Source organism: Caulobacter sp. P4_E5 (genome assembly GCF_056401555.1).
This window is the reverse complement of the sequence record NZ_JBFUJD010000018.1, coordinates 45,260-68,477: the sequence shown is the minus strand read 5'-3', so window position 1 is coordinate 68,477 and position 23,218 is coordinate 45,260. Positions and strand designations below refer to the sequence as shown.

Annotated in this window: 15 protein-coding genes and 2 pseudogenes; 10 read left to right on the top strand and 7 right to left on the bottom strand. The window is 68.4% G+C overall.

What is annotated here, in order from left to right; all coding sequences use genetic code 11:
* The coding region (locus tag AC1DSO_RS08370) for a DUF4982 domain-containing protein (protein ID WP_477068401.1) at positions 1-1,471 on the top strand (1,471 nt) is incomplete at its 5' end.
* A gap of 9 nt (positions 1,472-1,480) precedes the next feature.
* Here the strand turns inward: AC1DSO_RS08370 and AC1DSO_RS08365 are convergent.
* Entirely contained in the window at positions 1,481-2,965 is a 1,485-nt protein-coding gene (locus AC1DSO_RS08365) for a glycoside hydrolase family 30 protein (protein ID WP_477068400.1), read from the bottom strand.
* A gap of 348 nt (positions 2,966-3,313) precedes the next feature.
* Between AC1DSO_RS08365 and AC1DSO_RS08360 the strand changes: the two genes are divergently transcribed.
* The 4 genes from AC1DSO_RS08360 to AC1DSO_RS08345 all read left to right on the top strand — a co-directional run bounded on the left by AC1DSO_RS08360 (position 3,314) and on the right by AC1DSO_RS08345 (position 11,952).
* Positions 3,314-6,121, top strand: a complete 2,808-nt coding sequence (locus tag AC1DSO_RS08360) for a TonB-dependent receptor (RefSeq protein ID WP_477068399.1) — start codon at positions 3,314-3,316, stop codon at positions 6,119-6,121.
* A 79-nt stretch (positions 6,122-6,200) separates the two neighbouring features.
* Positions 6,201-7,754 (top strand): tryptophan halogenase family protein, encoded by a 1,554-nt coding sequence (locus AC1DSO_RS08355; protein WP_477068398.1) that lies wholly within the window; start codon positions 6,201-6,203, stop codon positions 7,752-7,754.
* Positions 7,755-7,805: 51 nt separating this feature from the next.
* Positions 7,806-11,003: a glycoside hydrolase family 2 TIM barrel-domain containing protein gene (locus tag AC1DSO_RS08350; protein ID WP_477068397.1), complete on the top strand. Its 3,198-nt coding sequence runs from the start codon at positions 7,806-7,808 to the stop codon at positions 11,001-11,003.
* A gap of 10 nt (positions 11,004-11,013) precedes the next feature.
* Positions 11,014-11,952, top strand: coding sequence for a family 43 glycosylhydrolase (locus AC1DSO_RS08345; protein WP_477068396.1), 939 nt, complete (start codon positions 11,014-11,016; stop codon positions 11,950-11,952).
* 1 nt (position 11,953) lies between these two features.
* On the opposite strand, the gene AC1DSO_RS08340 is transcribed toward AC1DSO_RS08345, so the two are convergent.
* Positions 11,954-12,265 carry a DUF1244 domain-containing protein gene (locus AC1DSO_RS08340; RefSeq protein WP_477068395.1) on the bottom strand — a complete coding sequence of 104 codons (312 nt, stop codon included), beginning with the start codon at positions 12,263-12,265 and terminating at the stop codon, positions 11,954-11,956.
* A gap of 109 nt (positions 12,266-12,374) precedes the next feature.
* Positions 12,375-12,737: a PRC-barrel domain-containing protein gene (locus AC1DSO_RS08335; protein ID WP_477068394.1), complete on the bottom strand. Its 363-nt coding sequence runs from the start codon at positions 12,735-12,737 to the stop codon at positions 12,375-12,377.
* Positions 12,738-12,971: 234 nt separating this feature from the next.
* On the opposite strand from AC1DSO_RS08335, the gene AC1DSO_RS08330 reads away from it, so the two are divergent.
* Positions 12,972-14,975: a protein-L-isoaspartate(D-aspartate) O-methyltransferase gene (locus AC1DSO_RS08330; RefSeq protein ID WP_477068393.1), complete on the top strand. Its 2,004-nt coding sequence runs from the start codon at positions 12,972-12,974 to the stop codon at positions 14,973-14,975.
* A gap of 26 nt (positions 14,976-15,001) precedes the next feature.
* Positions 15,002-15,119: pseudogene (locus tag AC1DSO_RS08325) on the top strand (hypothetical protein); the annotation flags it as partial.
* A 61-nt stretch (positions 15,120-15,180) separates the two neighbouring features.
* On the opposite strand, the gene AC1DSO_RS08320 reads toward AC1DSO_RS08325, so the two are convergent.
* Positions 15,181-15,774, bottom strand: coding sequence for a DNA-3-methyladenine glycosylase I (locus AC1DSO_RS08320; protein WP_477068392.1), 594 nt, complete (start codon positions 15,772-15,774; stop codon positions 15,181-15,183).
* A 127-nt stretch (positions 15,775-15,901) separates the two neighbouring features.
* Here AC1DSO_RS08320 and AC1DSO_RS08315 point away from each other — a divergent pair, with 127 nt between their 5' ends.
* The gene (locus tag AC1DSO_RS08315; RefSeq protein WP_477068391.1) at positions 15,902-16,327 is read left to right on the top strand and encodes a hypothetical protein; all 426 of its coding nucleotides are present in this window, start codon (positions 15,902-15,904) and stop codon (positions 16,325-16,327) included.
* Positions 16,328-16,543: 216 nt separating this feature from the next.
* Here the strand turns inward: AC1DSO_RS08315 and AC1DSO_RS08310 are convergent, their stop codons facing one another.
* A complete protein-coding gene (locus AC1DSO_RS08310) occupies positions 16,544-17,425 on the bottom strand; it encodes an alpha/beta fold hydrolase (protein ID WP_477068390.1) in 882 nt (293 codons plus the stop codon).
* A gap of 89 nt (positions 17,426-17,514) precedes the next feature.
* A complete protein-coding gene (ygfZ, locus tag AC1DSO_RS08305) occupies positions 17,515-18,327 on the bottom strand; it encodes a CAF17-like 4Fe-4S cluster assembly/insertion protein YgfZ (RefSeq protein WP_477068389.1) in 813 nt (270 codons plus the stop codon).
* Between the two features lie 109 nt (positions 18,328-18,436).
* Here ygfZ and AC1DSO_RS08300 point away from each other — a divergent pair.
* Positions 18,437-19,549 (top strand): annotated as a pseudogene (locus tag AC1DSO_RS08300) (glycosyltransferase family 9 protein); the annotation flags it as partial.
* Between the two features lie 621 nt (positions 19,550-20,170).
* Positions 20,171-21,505: a dihydroorotase gene (locus AC1DSO_RS08295; protein WP_477068388.1), complete on the top strand. Its 1,335-nt coding sequence runs from the start codon at positions 20,171-20,173 to the stop codon at positions 21,503-21,505.
* 33 nt (positions 21,506-21,538) lie between these two features.
* On the opposite strand, the gene AC1DSO_RS08290 is transcribed toward AC1DSO_RS08295, so the two are convergent.
* Entirely contained in the window at positions 21,539-23,206 is a 1,668-nt protein-coding gene (locus tag AC1DSO_RS08290) for a putative bifunctional diguanylate cyclase/phosphodiesterase (protein WP_477068387.1), read from the bottom strand.
* Positions 23,207-23,218: the final 12 nt, after the last annotated feature.

Below are 23,218 nucleotides of genomic sequence, written 5' to 3'. Positions count from 1 at the left end.
CGCCCTGGGCGCGGCCTTCAACACCCGAGCCGCCGAGCGCCAGCTGGAGATGCTGCGCGAGATGGGCGTCAACGCCCTGCGGATGAGCCACAACCCGCCCGCGCCGGAGCTGTTGGACCTGGCCGACCGCATGGGCTTCCTGGTCATCGACGAGGTCTTCGACATGTGGTTCAGCAAGAAGACGCCGCTCGACAACCACCTGATCTTCCCCGACTGGCATGAGCAGGATCTGCGGTCGATGATCCGCCGCGACCGCAATCATCCGTCCGTGACGATCTGGAGCGTCGGCAACGAGGTCGGCGAGCAATATACCGGCGCCGACGGGGCGAAGGTCGCCCGCGAGCTGGTCGCGATCGCCAAGGACGAGGACCCGACCCGGCCCACGACCACGGCCATGAACTTCGCCAAGGCCGACATGCCGTTGCCGGCCGAGGTGGACGTGATCGGCCTGAACTACCAGGCCGCCGGCATCCGCGCCCTGCCGTCCCAGGCGCCGATGTTCCATGCGCGCTTCCCCGACAAGATGATCGTCAGCACCGAGAGCGCCGCGGCGCTCAGCACCCGGGGCGACTTCCAATTCCCGGTCGTGGGCAGCAACAGCGCCCCGGTGCGGCCCGGGATCGGCGGCGATCCCAAGACCCGGCAGGTCAGCGCCTATGAGCTCTATACGGCGGACTTCGGGTCCTCGGCCGACCGGACCTTCGCGGCCCACGACCAGAACCCGTACATCGCCGGCGAGTTCGTCTGGTCCGGCTGGGACTATCTGGGCGAGCCGACGCCCTACTACGAATCCCGCAGCGCCTATTTCGGGATCATCGACCTGGCCGGGTTCAAGAAGGACCGCTTCTACCTCTACCAGGCCCGCTGGCGGCCCGACCTGCCGATGGCCCACATCCTGCCACACTGGACCTGGCCCGAGCGGGTGGGCGAGGTGACCCCGGTGCACGTGTTCTCGTCGGGCGACGAGGCCGAGCTGTTCATCAACGGCCAGTCGCAGGGGCGCAAGAAGCGGGGGCCTTACGAATACCGGTTCCGCTGGGACTACACGACCTACCAGCCCGGCGAGCTGAAGGTGGTGACCTACAAGGACGGCAAGGTCTGGGCGACCGAAGTGGTCAAGACCGCCGGACCGCCCGCCGCCCTCGAGGCCGCCCCCGACCGCGCGATGATCAAGGCCGACGGCCGCGACCTGTCGTTCGTCTCGGTGCGGATCGTCGACAAGGATGGCGTCGCCGCGCCGCGCGCCGACGCCCGCGTGACCTTTAAGATCGAAGGGCCTGGCGAGATCGTCGCCACCGACAACGGCGACCCAACCGACCTCGAGGCCTTCCCGTCTCCGGCGCGCAAGGCCTTCAACGGACGGGTGATGGCCGTCGTGCGAGCCAAGCCCGGCCAGGCCGGACCGATCGTGGTCACGGCGCAGGCCTCGGGTCTGACGCCTAGCCGCATCGAAGTCCGCTCCACCCGCTGACGGCGATCTTCACCCGGCGCGGCGCAGGACCAGGGTCGCGATCGAACGCGGCGGGGCGATGAGGCCGGGGAGGGGCTCAGCGCGTCGGCGCGCGTCGGTGACGATCATCCGTCCCGTCCAGCCGCCGGGAGGCGTCAGCTGGCGCGGCGACAGACCGCCGTTGACGTGGACAAGGACGAGTTCCTTCCCGTCGGGCGACAGCGCTCCGACGGTGTCGAGGTCGTCGACCGGGACCAGCCGATAGCCCGGGCGGATGAAGCGGCTGAACTGGGCCATGGCCCAGTACTTGGCCGTCACGTGGATCGCGTGCGGCCCGTCGGGCGCGGACTGGTAGTCGGCCTTGACCAGCCCCCAGTTCGATCCCTTCGCGCCGTCGCGGGTGCTGAGGTTCTCGACCGCCTGCCAGAACACCCAGGCGCTGGGCTCCAGGCGCTTGAGGTCCAGCACCACATGCTCGGCGAAGGCCAGCGGTGAGGCCATGCCCTCGAAATCTTCCGGGTCCTTGTCCAGCGGCGTGTCGTTCTCGGACATCCACAGGCGGATGTTCGCGGCGCGCGCCGCGTCCCGGACGCCGGTCTGGTTGACGGTCCCGTAGCTGTGGACGTTCAGCTGGCCGATCGCGGCGCGAGCCTTCGGCGGATAGGCGGCCCAGTCTTCCAGGAACAGGTGCGAGTTGGTCTCGTCCGGCGCGCTGACCACCGTCTCCAGGCCCCGCGCCTTCAGGGCCGCATCGGTGGCCAGGATCATCGCCGCCTGGCGCGCGGGACTCCAGTGGGCGCCCTCCTGGGTGTTGGCCGCGTGCCAGTAGTCGGTGTTCGGCTCATTGACCGGCGACAGCGTGCGGAAGGCGATGCCGTGGCGGCGCTGCAGCTCGTCGACGGCGCGGGCCAGATAGGCCGCGAACAGCGCCTCCTGGCCGGGGCGCAGGTTGTCGTCGGCAGCCTTCTCGGCGCCTGACACCTTGCCGCTGACCGTCATGAACCAGGGCGGTGAGTTGGAGAAGGCCTCGAAGATGGGCTGGCGGACGCGAGCCTTGATGGCGTCCAGCCACCAGCGCTGGTTGGCGTCGGCCGACCAGTCCCACATCGCCTCTTGATCGGGACGCCACCAGTCGGTCCCGGTCGCCCCCTCGGGCTGTCGCCAGAAACCGGGGACCGCCGCGCCGGGGCGCAGGTAGGGCTTCATGTCAGCCCGGTCGCCACCACCGATGTTGTAGCGGGCGATCGTCCAGCCCAGGCCGCCGGGTCCGTAAAACAGGTCGGCGAGGCGGCTTCGCTCGGCGTCCGGCCAGCCGCCGGTGACATGGGCGAACCAGGCCAGGGCCGTGCCCCAGCCCTCGAAGACGGTGGTCGCGCGGGAGAGGTCCGGACGCAGCCGGATCGTCACCGGCGGTTCGGCCCGCCGCGCCGCGGCCGGGCCGGCGAGCGCCCATACGGCGGCGGCCGTCAGCAGCGCGCGCCGAGAGGGTCCATCCGGGTCGGTGGCGTTCGTCATCGATCATCTCGTCTCTGTTAGCGGTAACAATTGTCTGACAAACCAGGGTGGCGGCGGAAATGTTTCGATGCCGGCGTTGCACGCGGAAAGGCTGCGGCGCACTCCTGGATTGCTCGCCTGATGCTAGAAATATGCCTTTTTAGCCAGTGGTTTAAGTCGACGTCCCACATGGTGAAGCTTTTGATCCGCGCAGGGCGACGCCATGGTTGAGCTTGGCAAGGTATCGGTCGATCTCCCGTTGTTCTCCCAAATCATACTTGTATGACAAATGACAGCGTAATATGTCAGACCAGAAACCGCGTTCTGAAACGAAGCGCGATGGAAAAAACAAAGCGAGGAGGAGATCCAATGAGGTCGGTGCAAACGGGATTGATGCTGGGCGTTTCGGCGGTGGCGCTGGGACTGGCCATGGTCGGCGGAGCGGCTGCCCAAACGGCTCCCCAGGCGGCGAACGCGCCAGCGGCTCAGGACAACGCGGTGGCCGAGGTGGTCGTCACCGGCGTGCGTGAAAGCCTGCGCTCGGCCCAGGCGATCAAGCGCAACGCCGACCAGATCGTCGACTCGGTCCAGGCGCAGGACATCGGCAAGCTGCCGGACGCCAACACCACCGAGGCGCTGCAGCGCATCACCGGGGTCCAGATCCAGCGCCGCTATGGCGAAGGCGCGACCGACTTCGATCACCGCACCCAGCCGGCCGTCACCGTGCGCGGCCTGACCCAGGTGCAGAACTTCCTGGACGGCCGCGCCGTATACTCGGCCTCGGGCGGTCGGGCGTTCGACCTGGAAGGCGTGCCGCCGGAGCTGCTGTCGGGCATCGACGTCTACAAGAACGCGCCGGCCAATATCATCGAGGGCGGCGTCGGTGGAGCGGTCAACCTGCGCACCCGCAAGCCGTTCGACGCGGCCGGCCGGGTGCTCAGCGCCACAGCGCGCGGCAACTATTACGACCGCGTCGACAAGAAGGGCGGCTCGATCTCAGGGCTGTACAGCAACCGTTGGGACACCTCGGCGGGCGAGATGGGCTTCCTGGTCAACGCCGTGCTCAGCAAGAGCCGCTATCGCCAGGACGGCCTGCTGGCCGGTCCGTTCGACTCCGTTCCGGCCGGCTCGATCGCCGGCGCCCCGGCCAACGCCCAGGTGCCCTACGGCTTCGAGATCTATGACGACAGCGGCGACCGCAAGCGCCTGGGCATCGCCACGGCCTTCCAGTGGAAGCCCAGCGACGACCTGCTGCTGACGGCCCAGTATCAGCGCACCAAGTACTGGTTCAACCGGACGGGCGCCTACTACTACGACTTCAACAACCGCTCGAACCAGCGCAACGCCGCCGGCGTGGTGACCAGCTACGGCACCGATCCGCTGCCGGGCGCGGCCTTCACCTTCAACGACGAGGGCTACGCCACCAAGGGCTCGATCCAGAACCAAACCTTCGAGACGGGCCGGTTCGACCAGCAACTGTGGAGCCAGAGCCAGAACTTCACCCTGAACGCCGCGTGGCGGGTCAGCGACAAGCTCAAGACCAATTTCGACGTCCAGTATCTGAAGTCGTACTACAACGCCGACCGCAACGGTCACGTCCTGTCGCTGTACACCCAGGCGGGCCAGAACGCCCTGACCACGCCGCACAAGACCGTCGTCGACTTCGACCTGACGGGCAAATACCCGAAGTGGGAGGTCCGTGATCCGACGCTGCTGAACAACCCGGCTAACTACACCACGCCGTACATCGCCGACTCGCTGCAGCGGAACGACGCCGAGACCTTCGCCCTGGCCGGCGACTTCGAATACGACTTCGAGGGCGGCTTCTTCGACAAGCTGCGCGGCGGCGCGCGCTATTCCGACAACAGCATCGACCTGCGCGGCACCTGGCATGGGGTCTGCGTGACCGCGCTGGGCGCCGACCCGAACTGCTCGGCCCCGGCCGGCACGCCGCTGGTGCCGCTGTCGGCCCATCCGCAACTGGCGATGAAGGGTCCGTCCAAGGACTGGTTCGACGGCAATACGGTCAAGGGCGGCCTGCTGTATCCGGCCTTCCCGGCTGGCGACGGCGTCTGGGCCCAGACCAAGGCGCTCTACGCGATGCTGGGCGCGACGACCAAGGACAACTTCACCCCGGGCGACCTCAACAGCCAGACCGAGAAGACCTACACCGGGTGGGCGATCGCCGACTACGACGCCGAGATCGGCGGCGTGGCTATCGACGGCGGCATCGGCGTGCGGGTGATCAAGACCGAGGCCACCTCGACCGGCACCCAGTTCAACGCGAACGGCACCACCACGCCGATCAATGTCGACAACAGCTACACGCGGGTGCTGCCCAGCTTCAACCTGCGCGCCAAGCTGACCGACACCCTGCAAGCGCGCCTGGCCTATTCGAAGGGCCTGGCCCGGCCGAACTTCGACCAGCTGTCGACCAATCTGACGCTGAACAACCCCAACCAGGTGAACCCGGTCACTGGCCACCCCAGCGCCAGCTCGGGCAACCCGACCCTGCATCCGATCGAGTCGGACAACTACGACCTGACGGCCGAGTGGTACTTCTCCAGCACCGGCTCGCTGACCGCCGGCGCCTTCTACAAGAAGGTCGACGGCTTCCTGGCCGGCGGCACGATCACCGGCACCTATAACGGCGTGGTCTACGACGTCGGCACGGTGGTCAATTCGGGCAAGGGTACGGTCAAGGGGATCGAGCTGGGCTACCAGCAGTTCTTCGACTTCCTGCCGGGCCTGTTCAGCGGCCTGGGCCTGCAGGCCAACTACACCTATGTCGACAGCAGCGTCAGCAACCCGTTCGCCACGGCGGGCTCGAACATCCCGACCCAGGTGCCGCTCGAGAAGCTGTCCAAGAACAGCTACAACATCGTCGGTCTGTACGAGAAGGGTCCGGTCAGCGCCCGGGTCGCCTACAACTGGCGTTCGGCCTATCTGGACCAGACGACGGGCAGCGGCGCCAATGGCATCCCGCAATACGCCAAGCCGTACGCCTCGCTGGACGCCTCGATCAGCTACGACATCAACGAGCATGTCGCCGTGTCGTTCGACGCCGTCAACATCAACAACCGCATGAACGTTCTCTACATCGGCACGCCCGCCGCGCCGCTGCAGTACCAGCTGAACGACCGGCGCTTCGGTTTCGCCGTGCGTGTGACCTACTAGATCCTCCCCTGGGCTAGCCGGCGTGGCGCTTGCCGCCACGCCGGCGTTTTTTCGTCAGGCCGGCCCGCGAGGCTCATCCATGATCGAGGCTTCCCCCCCATCGATCGCGCCCCCCGACCGGGACGGCGCGATTTCGCGTATCGTGATCGTCGGCGGCGGGGCGGCGGGCTGGATGGCCGCCGCGGCGCTCTCGCGCGTGCTGGGTCCGCGCGGTCCGTCGATCACCCTCATCGAGTCCGAGGAGATCGGCATCGTTGGGGTCGGCGAGGCGACCATCCCGCCGATCCGCACCTTCAACGCCCTGATCGGCCTCGACGAGGCCGCCTTCGTCCGCGAAACCCAGGGCACGTTCAAGCTGGGCATCGAGTTCATCGACTGGACCCGGCTAGGCGACCGCTATTTCCACCCCTTCGGCGTCTACGGCCACGACTTCGGCGTCGCGCCGTTCGAGGCCGTCTGGCGGCGCCTGCGACGGGCCGGTCAGGCGCAAGGCCTGGACGCCTATTCGGTCTGCGCCCGCGCGGCCGCCAAGGGTCGCTTCGCCCCGCTGCCCCAAACCAGCGGCGGACCGCCGCCGATGGGCTACGCCTTCCATTTCGACGCGACGCTCTACGCCAAGATGTTGCGGATCCACGCCGAGGCCGCTGGCGTCGTCCGTCGCGAGGGCAAGGTCGTCGATGTCGCTTTGCGCGGCGCGGATGGCTTCGTCGAGGCCGTCACCCTGGCCGACGGCGAGCGGATCGCCGGCGACCTGTTCATCGACTGCTCGGGCTTTCGTTCGTTGCTGCTGGGCCAGGCCCTGGGGACGCCGTTCGAGGACTGGTCGCGCTGGCTGCCCAACGATCGGGCCTTGGCCGTGCCGTCGGCCAATGTCGGGCCGCCCACGCCGTTCACCCGTTCGACCGCGCGCGAGGCCGGCTGGCAATGGCGTATCCCGCTGCAGCATCGCACCGGCAATGGCTACGTCTTCTCCAGCCGRCACGTCTCGGTCGACGAGGCGACGGCGACCCTGCTGTCGGGCCTCGACGGTGAGCCGCTGGCCGAGCCACGCCTGCTGACCTTCCAGGCCGGTCGGCGCGAGGCCTGTTGGGTCAAGAATGTCGTGGCCCTGGGCCTGGCCTCCGGCTTCCTGGAGCCGCTGGAATCGACCAGCATCCACCTGATCCAGGCGGGCGTAGCGCGCCTGCTGGAAATGCTGCCGACCCGCGCTTTCGAGCCCGCCGACGCGCGCCGATACAACCGCCTGATGGCGGCCGATTTCGACGATGTCCGCGACTTCCTGGTGCTGCATTTCCACCTCACCCAGCGCAATGACACACCCTACTGGCGCGAGCTGCGGGCGATGACGCCGCCCGACAGCCTGGTCGAGCGGCTGGCCATCTACCGCGCCACCGGCCGGATCTTCCGCGAGACCGACGCGCTGTTCACCAAGACCAGCTGGCTGGCGGTGCTGGAGGGGCAGGGCGCCCAGGCGCTGGGCGACGACCCGCTGGCGCTGGCGGTTCCTCAAGAGGTGGCGGCCGCGCGCTTGGCCAAGATCGCCGAGCTGGCGGGCCAGGCGGTCGACCGCATGCCGACGCACGGCGACTTCATCGCCGCGCACTGTCTGGCGCGGACGCCGGCGCCGGTCTAGAGATCAATTGTCTGATAAATGAAGCCGGGTTCGCCGGTCGGGAGGGTGCGTATGAAGAAGCTTCTGTTGGCCAGTGTCGCCTGGTTGGGTCTGGCCACGGTGGCCGCCGCCGAGGGGCCCCAGGTCCAGCCGGTCCAGGTGGACGCCTCGCGACCGGACTGGGAGAACCCGGCGGTCTATGCGCGGGGTAAGCTGGCGGCCAGCGCCACCCACTTCCCGTTCGAGAGCCGCGCGGCGGCCCTGGCCGGCGACCCGACCCGCTCGAGCCGCTACCAGACCCTGGACGGCCAATGGTCATTCAGCTTCTCGCCATCGTCGGACGCGGTCCCCGACGGCTTCGAGAAGCCGGACTATGACGTCAGCGGCTGGAAGACCATCAAGGTCCCGGCGATGTGGCAGACCGAAGGCTACGACCAGGCCCGCTACAACAACATCACCTATCCGTTCCCGGCCAACCGCCCGCTGATCCCGCACGCCACCAATCCCGTGGGCTCGTACCGCAAGAGCTTCGAGGTCCCGGCTGCCTGGTCGGGCCAGGACGTCATCCTGCACATCGGCGCGGCCGGCTCGGCCTATCGCGTGTGGGTCAACGGCGTGGAGGCCGGCTATTCCGAAGACTCCAAGCTGCCCAGCGAGTTCGATGTCACCAAGCTGTTGAAGGCGGGCCAGAAGAACATCGTCGCCATCCAGATCCATCGCTGGTCGGACGGCTCCTATCTGGAGGACCAGGACTTCTGGCGAGTGTCGGGCATCGAGCGCTCGGTCTATCTGAAGGCCGCGCCCAAGGCCCGGCTGACCGACCTGTTCGTCCATGCCGGCTTGGACAAGGCCTATCGCGACGGTGTGCTGTCGACCGACGTGGCGCTGACGAAGCGGGACCAGCCCGTCACCGTGCGCATGACCCTGCTGGATGGCGACAAGGCGGTGCTGACCAAGGAAGCCAAGGTCGCGGCTGGCGCGGCCAAGACCGAGACCCTGTCGGCGGCCGTCCCGGGCGTGCGCCAGTGGACCGCCGAGACCCCCAACCTCTACACCCTGCTGGTCGAGGTCCTCGATGCCAAGGGCCAGGTCATCCAGGCCACGCCGCAGCGGATCGGCTTCCGCACSGTCGAGATCAAGGACGGCCGCGTSGCGGTCAACGGCAAGCCGATCGTCATCCGCGGCGTCAATCGCCACGAGCACGACCCGGAGACCTTCCACGTCATCTCCGAAGYCTCGATGCGCCGCGACATCGAGCTGATGAAGCGCAACAACATCAACGCCGTGCGCACCTCGCACTACCCCAACGCCGAGCTCTGGTACGCCCTGGCCGACGAGTACGGCCTCTATGTCATGGACGAGGCCGACATCGAGAGCCACGCGTATATGGGCTACGGCAACGCCGATCCTTCCCAGCGCGACAAGCGCCAGATCGGCTTCGACCCGGCCTGGGAAGGGGCCCATGTCAGCCGTGTGCTGAACATGGTCGAGCGCGACAAGAACCATCCCTCGGTGATCTTCTGGTCGCTCGGCAACGAGGCCGGCATCGGCCAGAACTTCGAAAAGGCCGCGGCCGCCGCCAGACAACGCGACCCGAGCCGGCTGATTTCCTATCTGGGCTGGGGCGCGCGGCCCTGGGAGCACGTGCCCAACGGCTATGTCGACATCTATGCGCCGATGTATGACGACGTGACCAAGATGGTGGACTGGGCGACCGATCCCAGCCGCACCCAGCCGATGATCCAGTGCGAATACGCCCACATGCAGGGCAATTCCGGCGGCAATCTGAAGGACTATTGGGACACCATCTACAAGTACGACAAGCTGCAGGGCGGCTTCATCTGGGACTGGGTCGACCAGTCGATGTACCGCTATGCCAAGGACGGTCGCCGCTATTGGGGCGATGGCGGCGAATATGGCCCCAACCCCGGCGGCGAGATCGAGTTCGGCGACGGCCTGATCCAGTCGGACCGCACGCCCAACCCCCACGCCTACGAAGCCCAGAAGGTGATGTCGCCGATCCAGTTCGAGGCCTTCGACGAGGCCGGGGGTCGGGTAAGTGTGATCAATCGCCACGACTTCCGCGACCTGTCGGGCTTCACCTTCGACTGGGTGCTGGAGGAGAACGGCGTGGCCGTCGCCTCGGGCGCCCTGCCCGACCTCGCCACCAAGGCCCGCGGGCGCCAGACGATCGCCCTGCCGCTGGCGGCCACGCCGCGCAAGCCGGGCGCCGAGTACTTCGTGACGATCCGCGCCAAGGCCAAGGCGGGCGCGGTGTCGCTGACGCCGGAGGGCTATGTGGTCGGCTGGGAGCAGTTCGCCCTGAAGTCGACGCCCAAGGCCGAGCCGGCCCGGGCCGGCTCCGTGGCGACAACAAGCGGCAAGGACGGGGTGACCCTGTCGGCCGCCGGCGCCGTGCTCAAGATCGACCGCGCCACCGGCCTGGTCGAAAGCTACGCCAAGGACGGCGTGGTGCTGGCGCGCGGCGGCCAGCCGAACTTCTTCCGGGCCGAGACCGACAACGACGCCGGCACCGGCCTCTCGACCCAGCAGCGCGCCTGGCAGGCCATGACCAAGCAGCGCCAGGTGCGCTCCGTCAGCGCCGGCGACGGGCGGATCGTCGTCGAGCACGCCCTGGGCGCGGGCGCGGCGCGCTTCGTCACCACCTATGTGATGGCGGGCGACGGGACGGTGGCGGTGACCGGCGACCTGACGCCGCTGAAGGACGACCTGCCGCCGCCGATCCGCGTCGGGCTGTGGTTCACCGTGCCCTCGGCCCTGAAGACGGTCGAGTGGTACGGCCGCGGCCCGCACGAGAGCTATGTCGACCGCAAGACCAGCGCCGCCATCGGCCTCTGGCGTGGCGCGATCGCCGAGCAGAACCACGACTACATGCGGCCCCAGGACACCGGCAACAAGGTCGACGTCCGCTGGATGGAGCTGAGCGGCTCGGGCCGCGGCGTGCGCGTCACCGGCGAGCGGCCGCTGATGATGACCGCCCTCGCCTTCCCGTACGAGGACCTCTATCGCCGGGAGCCGGGGACGTGGAAGTCCACCGACATCGTCCCGCACGGCGACGGAACCTTGCTGATCGACGCCGCCCAGTGGGGCGTCGGCGGCGACACCGCCTGGAACACGTTCGGCCTGCCGCATATGAAGTACCGCACGACCCTGGCGCCGACCCGCGTCAGCTTCCGCCTCGAGCCGTTCACCGGCGAGGGCGCGACGCCCGACAAGACCCGCCCCGCCCAGGCGACGCCGCCACAGTAGGAGTTCAGACTTGAAGCCCTTCGCCCTACGTCTCGCCGTCCCGCTGCTCGCGGCCCTCCTTGCCGGTCCCGCCCTAGCCGGTGAGCCGATCAGCCCGCGTTTCAACGCCGATCCGTCGCCGCACGCCTTCAAGGGCGGCTACTATCTCTACGCCACCGACGACGCCTCGAACTCCGGCAAGTACTGGGACTCGACCACCTGGCGGCTCTACACCTCCAAGGACCTGAAGACCTGGAAGGACGCCGGCGCGTTCCTGGGCGTGTCGGTGTTCAAGTGGGCCAAGCCCGACGCCAAGGCCTGGGCGCCCGAAGCGGCCTATCGGAACGGAAAGTACTATTTCTACGCCCCGGTCGGCGGCGACAAGATCGGGGTGGCCGTGGCCGACAAGCCGGAAGGTCCGTTCACGGACGCCATCGGCGCGCCGCTGGTCGACAAGGCTCGCGACGCCAATGCCGGCGCCGAGCCGATCGACCCGCAGGTGCTGATCGACGACGACGGCCAAGCCTATATGGTCTTCGGCACCCGCGTGCCCAAGATCGTCAAGCTGGGCGCGGACATGAAGAGCCTGATCGGTCCGATCCAGGACCTGGTCGTCACCGGCTTCCCGGCCGACGACCCGAAGAAGAAGTACGGCGAGGCCCCGTTCCTGCACAAGCGCAAGGGCCTCTACTATTTCAGCTTCTCGACCGGTTGGCCGGGCCAGATCGTCTACGCCACCGCCAAGAGCCCGATAGGCCCCTACGCCTATCGCGGCGTGATCCTCGACTATCTGAAGATCTCGACCAACCACCAGGCGATCATCGAGGCCAAGGGCAAGACCTGGTTCTTCTATCACGACAACCTGCTGCCCGGCGGCGGCGACCACCGCCGCTCGATCGCCATCGAACCGCTGACCTACGCGGCCGACGGTTCGATCGTCGAGGTCCGGCCGAAGCCCTCCGCCAAATAGGCTAGAGGTCCCGAGCGGCCCTGAGCTTTTCGTTCAGGGCCACGCTGGCCTCCATGCGGGCCAGCTGTTCCGGCGTGGCCGGCGCCTGGTGGCGCGCCTTCCATTCGGCCTGCGGCATGCCATAGACCGCCTCGCGCGCCGCGTCCTTGCCGAGCGCGCCCTCCGACGCCTCGCTCAGCCAATCGCCCAGGCAGTTGCGGCAGAACCCGGCCTGGCCCATCAGGTCGACGTTCTGGACGTCGGTCCGCAGGCGCAGGTGCTCGACCAGCCGACGGAAGGCGGCGGCGGCGGTGCGGTCGTCGATCTCTGTCATGCGCGATCCTGGGCGGCGGTCCGAAGGACGCCGAATGTGGGCGCGGGCGGGTTCCAAGACAACGGGTGACCGTCGAGCGCCATCCGAACTCCGATGACCCCCTCCTAGGTCAATAGGGGCCGAGGCCGCCGTAATAGGCGCCGATACTGTCGCGCCAGCTGGCGCCGGCGCCGAGATCCTCCAGTTCATCCGGGCCCAGGGCGGGCGCGGCCTCCAGCTGTTCCTTGCTCAGCGGAACGATATAGCCGCCCTTCTCGACGTCGTATTCGAGCCGCGCCCAGGGCAGCGGATGCAGCTTGTCGCCAATGCCGAGAAAGCCGCCGAACGACAGCAGGGCATAGACGACCTCGCCGGAAACCTTGTCGATCGACAGGTTGTCGATATGGCCGATGCGTTCGCCGGCGCGATTGAACACCGGCGTGTCGGTGACCCGATCGGCCATGATCAGATCGTGAGGAGATATCGCGTCCATCAGAGTCTCCTTTCCAACTTGGCGCCGGTTCGCGTTCAGCCTCGGCGCCGTCCTTCCCCGATGAAAACCGCTTGAACGCCCCGAAGTTCACAGCTGCGCCGGGCGAGGAACACAGGCTGATCGACCGCGTTTCCGGGAGATGTCGGCGGCCCACCCGCCCTCGTCTCAGGAGGCGGCCATGTCCCATATCGAGGACGAGCCTCGCGCGCCTCGCCATCGCGCCCCGCTAGAGCCATGATCGACCTGGAAGACGCCCGCGAACGGATGGTGCAGCGACAGGTCGCGCGGCGCGGCGTGCGCGACAAGCGGGTGCTGGAGGCCCTGCGCGAGACGCCGCGCGAACTGTTCGTGCCCGAGGGCCTGCGCGAGTTCGCCTATGACGACTCGCCCCTGCCGATCGAGGCCGGTCAGACGATCTCCCAGCCCTATATCGTTGGCCTGATGGCGGCCGCCGCAACGATCCAGCCGGGCGACCGGGTGCTGGAGATCGGGACGGGGTCGGGCTACGCCGCCGCCGTGCTGGCGCGCCTGGCCGACCAGGTTCACACGATCGAGCGCCACGAGACCTTGGCGCAGACCGCACGCGAACGCCTGGCCCAGTTTCCCCTGGCCAATGTCGCGGTGCATCTTGGCGACGGCACTCGCGGCTGGCCGGACGCCGCCCCCTACGACGCTATCCTCGTCGCCGCCGGCGGGCCGGCCATTCCCCAGGCGCTGAAGGATCAGCTGGACCTGGGCGGACGCCTCGTCATGCCGGTGGGCGAACGCCGGAGCGAGCAGCGGCTGATCAAGATCACCCGCACCAGCGCCAACCACTTCGAGGGGGACGACCTGGGCGCCGTCACCTTCGTTCCGCTGATCGGCGAGCATGGCTGGAGCGACGCCGACACCGCGGAGCGTTCTGTCGAGGCGCGCAGCTTCCGGCCGTCCGCGCCCGGCAGGACGACGGCGGGCCTGATCGCCGAGGCGGCCGAGCCGTTGGCCGACCTGGACGATCCCGCCTTCGGCGCCCTGTTCGATCGATTCGCCGACAAGCGGGTGGTGCTGCTGGGCGAGGCCAGCCACGGCACCTCGGAGTTCTACCGCGCCCGCGCGGCGATCACCCGGCGACTGGTCGAGGCCCACGGTTTTTCCATCGTGGCGCTGGAGGCCGACTGGCCCGACGTCGCTGTCGTGGATCGGCAGGTGCGCGATCGACCGGCTCGCCTGGACGCCGAACCGCCCTTTCAGCGCTTTCCGACCTGGATGTGGCGCAATCAAGAGTTCGAGGATTTCACCGCCTGGCTGACCCTCTGGAACGCCGGCCTCCCGGAGACCGACCGGGTCCGGATCCATGGCCTGGACCTCTACAATCTGTCGGCCTCGCTCCGCGCGGTTCTGGACTATCTCGATCGTGTCGACCCGGCCGCCGCGGCGATCGCCCGCGAGCGCTACGGCTGTCTGACGCCGTGGGCGCACGAGCCCCAGGCCTATGGCCGCATGGCGCGCAGCGCGGGCTATGCGCGGTGCGAGGCCGCCGTGGTCAAGACCCTGGTCGACCTGCTGCGCCGACGGCTCGACTACGCCGCCCACGATGGCGACGACTTCCTCGACGCCACCGCCAACGCTCGCCTGGTCAAGAACGCCGAGGCCTATTATCGGGCTCTGTACTATGGCGCGGCCGACAGCTGGAACCTGCGCGACACGCACATGTTCGAGACGCTGGAAGCGGTTCTGCAAGCCAAGGGACCGAACGCCAAGGCCGTGGTCTGGGCCCACAATTCCCACGTCGGCGACGCTTCCAAGACCGACATGGGTCTGTCGCGCGGCGAGCTCAACATCGGCCAGCTGTGCCGCGAGCGGTTCGGCGACGCGGCCGCCCTGATCGGCTTCGGCACGAACACCGGCACGGTGGCCTGCGCCAGCGACTGGGACGGGCCACTGGAGGAAAAACGCATCCGCCCAGCCCTGCCCGAAAGCTACGAGCGCCTGGCGCACGACAGCGGCGTGGGCCGGTTCCTGCTCGACCTGCGCGAGGGCCGCCGCCCTGACCTGCGCTACCGGCTCCTGGAGCCCCGGCTCGAGCGGTTCATCGGCGTGATCTATCGCCCGGAGACCGAACGCTGGAGCCACTATTCGGCCTGCTCCCTGCCTCGGCAGTTCGACGCCTATGTCTGGTTCGACGAAACCCGCGCCGTCACGTCGACGGCCGCCAGATCGGGAAGCGGCGAAGACGACATGTTCCCCTCGGGGCTTTAGGATACTCCACTGAACAACGCCCTCGTCATCCCGGCCGCAGCGAAGCGGAGAGCCGGGATCCAGGGGCCATCGCAGTGCGCTTGGCCCCTGGGTCCCGGATCGGCCTTTCAGGCCGTCCGGGATGACAAGGGTTTGGAGTTTTGATTTCTCTTAGCCTCTTCAGTCGCTCATTGGGTCTAGAGGCGCGCCAGGGTCATGCGGGCGGTCAACCCGGCCGCTTCGCCATCGCCTTGCATTGCTCGTGGCGGAAGCAGGTCACCAGGTGGTCGTTGACCAGGCCGGTGGCCTGCATGAAGGCGTAGACGATCACCGGGCCGCAGAACTTGAAACCCTTGGCCTTCAGGGCCTTGGACATCTGGACCGCCAGCGGCGTTTCGGCCGGGACCTCGCCCGCCCGCCACTGGTTCTGGATCGGCGCGTCGCCGACCATCTCCCACAGGAACGTCCCGAAATCCTCGCCGCGCTCGCGCATGTCCAAATAGATCCGCGCGCCCGAGATCGCCGCGTCGATCTTGCCGTTCGAGCGGATGATGCCGGCGTCGGCCATCAGCCGGGCGCGGTCGGTCTCGTCGAAGCGCGCGACCTTTTCCGGGTCGAAGTCGGCGAAGGCGGCGCGGAAGGCTTCGCGCTTGCGCAGGATGGTGATCCACGACAGCCCGGCCTGGAACCCGTCCAGGACCAGCTTTTCCCAGAGGGCGCGGGAGTCCCATTCGGGCACGCCCCACTCGTGGTCGTGATAGGCCTCGTAGAACGGATCGCCGTTCATGCCTTTCCAGGTGCAGCGGGTGATCTCGGTCATGCCGCGAAGCTAGCAGAGTCGCTTCGCAAGGCTAGAACTTTTCAGGAACATGGATCGCCACGCGACGGGAATCCCCGTCTCGGGCGTTGATAGGCCCGAGGGACAAGAACAACGGAAGGAGACGCGGATGAAGCGCCTCAAAACCCTGGCGGTATTGGCCCTGGCCACGGCCGCCGTGACCGCGACACCGGTCCTGGCCCAACGCCATCATGACCGCGACAACAACCCGCCCGGCCCGCGCGGCGGGCCCGGCACGAACTGGGAAAACCCGCCGGGCTGGCGCGGCGGTCCCGGCGCCTCGCCCGATCGCCGCTACTATCGCGGGCAAGGCAAGCGGGTCGAGTTCCGCTATCGCGACGGCTACTACTACAACCGCGCCTACGGCTATTACCACCCGCGCTACGGCTGGTGGGACCAGCGGGCCAAGTGCTGGTTCGACCGCGACGACAACCCGCCCGGCCCGCGCGGCGGCCCCGGCACGAATTGGGAGAACCCACCCGGCTGGCGCGGCGGCCCGGGCGCTTCCCCGGACCGCTACGGCAGCTGCCGCTAGCTGATCCGATTTGGACAAGCAGTAAGCTATTCCGTGTCATCCCGGCCGAAGCGCAGCGTAGAGCCGGGAACCAGGGGCGGCGCGCACGGCATTCACGCACCCCCTGGGTCCCGGACAGCGCCTGCGGCGCTTCCGGGATGACACGGGTTTACGAGTTTGAATCTATGGAAAGCCAAGAAACCGCAATTGTGTGCGGATCCTAGCGGCTAGCTAGTTTCAGCCGGCCAGGAAGGTCTCGACCTCGGTCAGGAACTTGGCCGGCTGATCCACCATGATGAAGTGGGCGCTGTCATCGATGCGGACGACCTTGGCGCCCTTCAGCGGCGCGTAGGCCGCCTGGTACCAGCCACCGAACACGGCGGCCGGGGCCGGGCTGGCCTTGTTCCAGGCCCACAGCACCGTGGTCGGGGCCGTGATCTTCGGCAGTTCCGGCGAGAGGTCGGTGGTCAGCAGCTCCTCCATCGACCGGCCCGCCACCTTGCGGTCGCTGGCCAGGGCATGGCCGACGATGGCCGGACGGGCGCTCTCGGTCAGCACCATGGTCGTGATGGTCTGGGTCTGCTGAGCGACGAACTGCTCCTGCGGCGCGCCTTCGATCCGCTGGCGGAACATGGCCGCGTTCTTGGCGATGGCCTCAGGCGTCGCGGTCGGGCCGAAGAAGGCCACGGCCAGGTTCGGGAACATGTCGACGACCATCAGCTTGCCGACCAGGTCGGGGTGGCGCGCGGCCAGCATCATGCCCATCGTACCGCCCATCGAGTGGCCGATCACCGCTGGCTTCTTGAGGCCCTTGGCCTGGATGTAGCCGGCCAGACCCTCGGCCACGCCCGCGGCGACCTTGCCCTCGGCGTTGCCGGCGGTCGGCGCGCCCGCGAAGCCCGCGACCTGGACCAGGTGAACCCGATAGCGGCCCTCCAGCGCCTTGGCGGTCGGTTCCCAGATCTCGCGCGACGACGACAGGCCGGGGATCAGGATCACGTCCGGGCCCTTGCCCCGGACCTCGACGGTGAAGCGCTCGGCGTCGCCCGCCAGCACCGGTCCGGCGATGGTCGCGGCGGCCAGCAAGGCGCCCGCGCCCAGGATTTCACGACGGTTCATTTGGATTGCCCCTAACTCTTGGTCGGCCGCCCTATTGGCGCCCGCTGTTTTGCCAAAGCATGTGCTCCGCTTCGAAGCGGACCGCAATCTCAGGTTTTCGGCAGCCAGTCCGGATGCTCCACCCGAACCGCGCGGCCGTCGACGGTCAGGGCCGCGCCCTCGATGCGGTCGAGGCGCAGCAGGGCCATCGCCCGGCCATCGCGGCCGCTCAGCACCTCGCCGGCCCGCAGGGTTCCGGCCAGCACCTCGGCCCCGAACGCCGGCGGCGGACCCTCGAAGGCGATCGGCAGCATGCGGGTCTTGATCGTCCCCCGCCGCTTCATGCGGCTGGTCGTCTCCTGGCCGACGAAGCAGCCCTTCTTGAAGTCGATCCCGGCCAGCAGGTCGAAATCGGCCTCGATCGGGTAGGTCGCCTCGCTGCCCCAGTCGGCGGGACCGGGCACGCCCAGCGCCAGGCGGTGAGCCTCGTAGGCGTCCTCGCCAACCGTGGCCGCGCGCTCGCCATAGGCCCGCGCACCCAGGGCCGGCAGGCGCGGATCGGCGTAGAGGCCCTCGCCCGAGGGATTCTCGCCGCTGAACACGGCGAAGACCGGCGTGTCGCTGGCCATCAGCTCCGCCTTGGCCCGCAGGCGGTACATGGTCAGGCGCGTCAGGATCGCCGCCCGGTGCTCGGCCGCCACGTCCAGCAGGGCGCCGTCCGCTGTTCCGGCCACGAACAGGTCGTAGAGCAGCTTGCCCTGCGGCGTCAGCAGGCCCGCGAACCGCAGCTCGCCGGGCGCGAGGGTCTCGACGTCCTGGGTCAGCAGGCCTTGCAGAAAGCTTCGCCAGTCGGGGCCAGAGACGGTGATGACGGCGCGAGACGCGAGGTGGGCGACGGCCAAGGGGGCGGGGGGTGAACTCATGCCCGCAGATGTGGCGCCGACGAGGCGTCCGCACCAGTCCCCCGAAAGGCGAAAGCTCAACTGTTAACGTGGGATGCGCCGACTCACCGACCGGCCTATAGATGGACCGATGACACAGCGGGCCTTCCCGATTCTCTTCATCACGGCGACGCGCATCGGTGACGCGGTGCTGTCGTCCGGCCTGATCAAACTTCTCTCTGATCAAATCCCCAACGCTCGCTTCACGATCGTCTCCGGCCCCCTGGCCGCGCCGCTGTTCGCCCACGTGCCCGGGCTGGACCGGGTCATCGTGATGGAGAAGGGCAAGGGCAAAGGCCACTGGTTCAAGCTCTGGCGCCAGGTGCGCCACAAGAAGTGGAGCCTGATCGTCGACCTGCGCGGCTCGGCCACGGCCCTGTTCCTGCGTCGCGAGAAGCGGGCGATCTGGAAGAAGCTGCCCGGCGAGGTCGTGCACAAGGTGGTCGACGCCGCCCGCACCTTGAAGCTGGAGGGCGATCCGCCCGCGCCGCACCTCTACATCACGCCCGAGGTCCAGGCCTTGGCCGACGAGTTGCTGGGTGACGGCGGGCCCATCCTGGCCATGGGCCCGGCCTCGAACTGGATCGGCAAGGTCTGGCCGATCGAGCGCTTCACCCAGACCGCGTCCCAGCTCTTGGGCAAGGACGGCCCGATGGCGGGTGGACGCCTGCTGATCCTGGGCGGTCCCGAGGACACTCGCATGGTCGAGGAGCTGCGCATGGCTTCGGCGCGCGGCCGGACCATCGACCTGACCGGCAAGGTGGATCTCTTGACCGCCTATGCCTGCCTGCGGCGGGCGCGGCTGTTCATCGGCAACGACTCGGGCCTGATGCACATCGCCGCCGCCGCCGGCGCCCCGACCATCGGCCTGTTCGGGCCCTCGGACGAGCGCCGCTATGGCCCCTGGGGCGACAACACCGTGGCGGTGCGCGGCCCCCGCACCTTCGACCAGTTCCTGGCCATCGATCCCGACCTGACCCAGGCCATCCGCCACATGAGCGACCTGCCGGTGGCCACGGTGGTCAAGGCGGCCAAGGCTCTGCTGAGCCGCACCGAGCCCAGCGCCGAGATCTCGCCGGAGGAAGCGGTGGTCGCCGAGGCGATCGCCGACGAAGCCGTCGGCGCCGAGGAGGCTCCGCCGTCGGAGGACGCTGTCGAGGCGTTCATTGAGATCGCAGAAGAGACCTCGCCGCAGGAAGCAATCGTCGAAAAGGCTATTGCCGAAGAGAGAGAAGCTGTCGGCCCTAGTGGGCAGGCAGAGGACGCCACGTCTGAGGACGTCAGTGAGGCAACAGTCAGATAGCGACCAAAGAATCAGTCGCTCTTGCCAGATCTGGGCCTGTTCGAACCGCTAACATTGCCCACAACAGGGCTCGGATTTGGCGAAGTTGCTAACTTCGTTCGACTTTACCCCGGAACAGAATGAGAACATACACAGAATATCCCCGTTCATCGTAATGTGAGGGACGTATGTCCGCTTTTCCAGGCGTGTGATTGGGGTAGCGTCGCGTTGCGGAATTGTTCCGCCGAACCGGAGACCCCGATGATGGATGTCACCATCACGATCCCCGGCCTTTTGGTTCTAGCCGCTGTCGCCTTGGCAGTCGCTGCGGCTAGATTCAAGCGCTGAGGTAGCCTGGGCGGTAGTTGACGCTATCGTCCAGGTGACCAGCACCTTCATCATCCATGCCGCCCCTTATGGGTCAAGACCGCAGGTGACTGTCACCTCCGGCTTGCACAGATATTTGAGCTCGCCGCAGCCATGGGCTAGGCGGTGTCCCTATTCCGATCTACGACCGCCCTCACCCCACCCAGGAGCCGTCCCATGACCCAGACCTTCGACCTGATCGTCCGCGGCGGCGAGGTAGTCAATCACGCGGGCCGCGGTTTCACCGACATCGGCGTGCGCGGTGGTAAGATCGTCGCGATCGGCGACCTGTCCCAGGCCAGCGCCGGCGAGGTGTTCGACGCCACCGGCCTGACCGTGCTGCCGGGCGTGATCGACAGCCAGGTCCACTTCCGCGAGCCGGGCCTGGAGTGGAAGGAAGACCTCGAGAGCGGCTCGCGCGGCGCGGCCCTGGGCGGCGTGGTCGCCGTATTCGAGATGCCCAACACCGAGCCGACCACCACCGATCCCGAGGCCCTGGCCGACAAGCTCGCCCGCGCCAAGAACCGGATGCACACCGACCACGCCTTCTATGTCGGCGGCACCCACGAGAACGCCAATTTCCTGGGCGAGCTGGAGCGCCTGCCGGGCTGCTGCGGCATCAAGGTGTTCATGGGCGCCTCGACCGGCTCGCTGCTGGTCCAGGACGACGAGGGCGTCGAGAACGTGCTGCGCCACGTCAACCGCCGCGCGGCGTTCCACTCCGAGGACGAGTACCGCCTGGCCGAGCGCCGCAGCCTCGCCCGTCCCGGCGACTGGACCAGTCACCCCGAGGTGCGCGACGCCCAGGCCGCCCTGCAGTCGACCCACCGCCTGGTCGGCATCGCCAAGCGCCTGGGCAAGCGCATCCATGTGCTGCACGTGACCACCAAGGAAGAGATCGACTTCCTGGCCCAGAACAAGGACGTCGCCAGCGTCGAGGTCACGCCCCAGCACCTGACCCTGGTCGCGCCCGAGGCCTATGAGCGCCTGAAGGGCTTCGCCCAGATGAACCCGCCGATCCGCTCGGCCGACCACGTGGCTGGGGTCTGGCGCGGCATCGAGGCTGGCATCGCCGATGTCCTCGGCTCCGACCACGCCCCGCACACTCGCGAGGAAAAGGCCCGCCCCTATCCCGCCTCGCCCTCGGGCATGCCTGGTGTCCAGACCCTGGTGCCGATCATGCTGACCCATGTGGTGGATGGCCGGCTAAGCCTGGAGCGCTTCGTCGACCTGACCAGCCATGGCGTCAACCGCGTGTTCGGACTGGCCGACAAGGGCCGCATCGCCGAGGGCTTCGACGCCGACTTCACCATCGTCGACATGAAGGCCCGGCGGACCATCACCCACGACTGGATGGCCACCCGCTCGGGCTGGACCCCGTTCGACGGCTTCGAGGCCAAGGCCTGGCCCAAGGCGACGATCGTGCGGGGGGTCGTGGTGATGCGCGACGACGAGATCGTCGCCGAAGGGCGTGGCGAGCCGGTGCGGTTCCTGGAAACGCTGGCGGGGTAGCGCCGCAGCGCCCCCAGAGGGGGAGGCGAAAACCTACCCCCGCGCCTTCACTGGCGCGGCGCCGTCGACATAGGCTTCATTCAGATAGACTTCGGCTTCCTGCGGCGACAGGGCCGGCGCGTAGCCGAAGCCCTGGCCGTAGTCGCAGCCCAGCGACTGCAGGGCGCGAGCCATCTCGGCGTTCTCGACGCCTTCGGCCACCACCTCGAGGTCGAGGTCCTGGCCCAGCTTGACGACCGAGCGGACGATCTTGGCCGAGCCGGCGTTGCCACCCATGGTGCGCACGAAGTAGCGGTCGATCTTCAGCGTGTCGAACGGCAGGCGCGTCAGGTACGACAGCGACGAGAAGCCGGTGCCGAAATCGTCCAGCGCCAGGCCGGCCCCGGCCTCGCGCAGGGTCTTGAGGATCATGGCGGCCCGCTCGGGGTCGCGCATGATGTCGCTCTCGGTGACTTCCAGCTTCAGGGCGCCGCGCGGCAGGCGGTTGACGCGCAGAGTCTCGGCGACGTCGGTCACCAGGCCCGGGCGATCGATCTCGCCGGTCGACAGGTTGACGCTGACGGTCAGGGCGCCCATCGCCGGGTGCGCGTCGCGCCAGGCGGCCAGCTGCCTGGCGGCGGTGTGCATCATGTGCGCGCCCAGCTCGCTCATCAGCCCCATCTCTTCGATCAGCGGCAGGAACTCGTCGGGCGGCAGCATGCCCCGGCGCGGGTGGATCCAGCGGGCCAGGGCCTCGAAGCCCGACAGCGCGCCGGTCGACAGGCGCACGACCGGCTGGAAATAGGGGGTGATCTCGCCGCGGCCGATGGCGCCGCGCAGGTCGGCCTCCAAGGCCAGGCGCGAGAGGCCGTCAGTCTCCATCGAGCGGCCATAGGCGGCGGCCCCGCCTCGACCCGCGGCCGAAGCCGCCTCGACGGCCAGTTCGGCGCGGCGCAGCAGTTCGCAGGCGTCGGGCGCGTCCAGGCCGCCCTCGGCCGAGACCGCGCCGACCGACAGAGTCGGGTGGATGTCGAAACCGGCGATGCGCAGCGGCTGTTCCAGCGCGGTGCGCAGCATCTCGGCCGGCTCATAGCCCTTGGGCTCGCACAGCACGGCGAACTCGTCCTCGCCGATGCGGCCCAGCAGGGCGTCAGCCGGGAAGGCGGCGGCCAGGCGCGAGCCCAGGGCGGCCAAAACCAGGTCGGCGCGCTCGTGGCCCAGGGCCTCGTTCAGGCGGCGCAGGCGGTCCAGGTCRGCGACGACCAGTTCGTGCACGCCCTCCTGGCCCAGGCGCTCGCGGGCGCGGGCCACGAAGCTGCGGCGGTCCAAGAGGCCCGTAAGCTCGCAGCGCTCGGAGGCGGTGAATTTCGTTTCGGGGGCGACGACGCCGGCGGCGCGGACGCCCTCCTCCAGCCAGACGCCCCGCCAAAGGCAGATCTCGCCGCCGCGAACGCGGAAGCGGGCGACGACCTCGGAACCGGGCGCGCGGGTCTTGAGCACTTCCTCGGCCTGGGCGCGGTCCTGCGGCAGGGCCAGCGCCCGGAAGGCGGCGGACGAACATTCGGGCGCCAGCGGACCCAAGCCGAGAGCCCGCGCCGCGCCGTTCAGGCGCAGGCGGTCGGCTTCCGGTTCCCAGATCCACAGGGCGACGTCGGCCCCGCCCAACGCTTCAAGCGTGGCGGTGGTATCCCAGATCCGTCGCTCACTGGTCCGAAAAGACATGCCCATCCCGAC

What these genes read in the sequence shown, in the direction of transcription:
- AC1DSO_RS08330 (WP_477068393.1), top strand. Translation starts at nt 12,972, where the DNA reads ATGATCGACCTGGAAGACGCCCGCGAACGGATGGTGCAGCGACAGGTC.
- AC1DSO_RS08320 (WP_477068392.1), bottom strand. Translation starts at nt 15,774, where the DNA reads ATGACCGAGATCACCCGCTGCACCTGGAAAGGCATGAACGGCGATCCG.
- AC1DSO_RS08315 (WP_477068391.1), top strand. Translation starts at nt 15,902, where the DNA reads ATGAAGCGCCTCAAAACCCTGGCGGTATTGGCCCTGGCCACGGCCGCC.
- AC1DSO_RS08310 (WP_477068390.1), bottom strand. Translation starts at nt 17,425, where the DNA reads ATGAACCGTCGTGAAATCCTGGGCGCGGGCGCCTTGCTGGCCGCCGCG.
- AC1DSO_RS08365 (WP_477068400.1), bottom strand. Translation starts at nt 2,965, where the DNA reads ATGACGAACGCCACCGACCCGGATGGACCCTCTCGGCGCGCGCTGCTG.
- ygfZ (WP_477068389.1), bottom strand. Translation starts at nt 18,327, where the DNA reads ATGAGTTCACCCCCCGCCCCCTTGGCCGTCGCCCACCTCGCGTCTCGC.
- AC1DSO_RS08360 (WP_477068399.1), top strand. Translation starts at nt 3,314, where the DNA reads ATGAGGTCGGTGCAAACGGGATTGATGCTGGGCGTTTCGGCGGTGGCG.
- AC1DSO_RS08340 (WP_477068395.1), bottom strand. Translation starts at nt 12,265, where the DNA reads ATGACAGAGATCGACGACCGCACCGCCGCCGCCGCCTTCCGTCGGCTG.
- AC1DSO_RS08335 (WP_477068394.1), bottom strand. Translation starts at nt 12,737, where the DNA reads ATGGACGCGATATCTCCTCACGATCTGATCATGGCCGATCGGGTCACC.
- AC1DSO_RS08295 (WP_477068388.1), top strand. Translation starts at nt 20,171, where the DNA reads ATGACCCAGACCTTCGACCTGATCGTCCGCGGCGGCGAGGTAGTCAAT.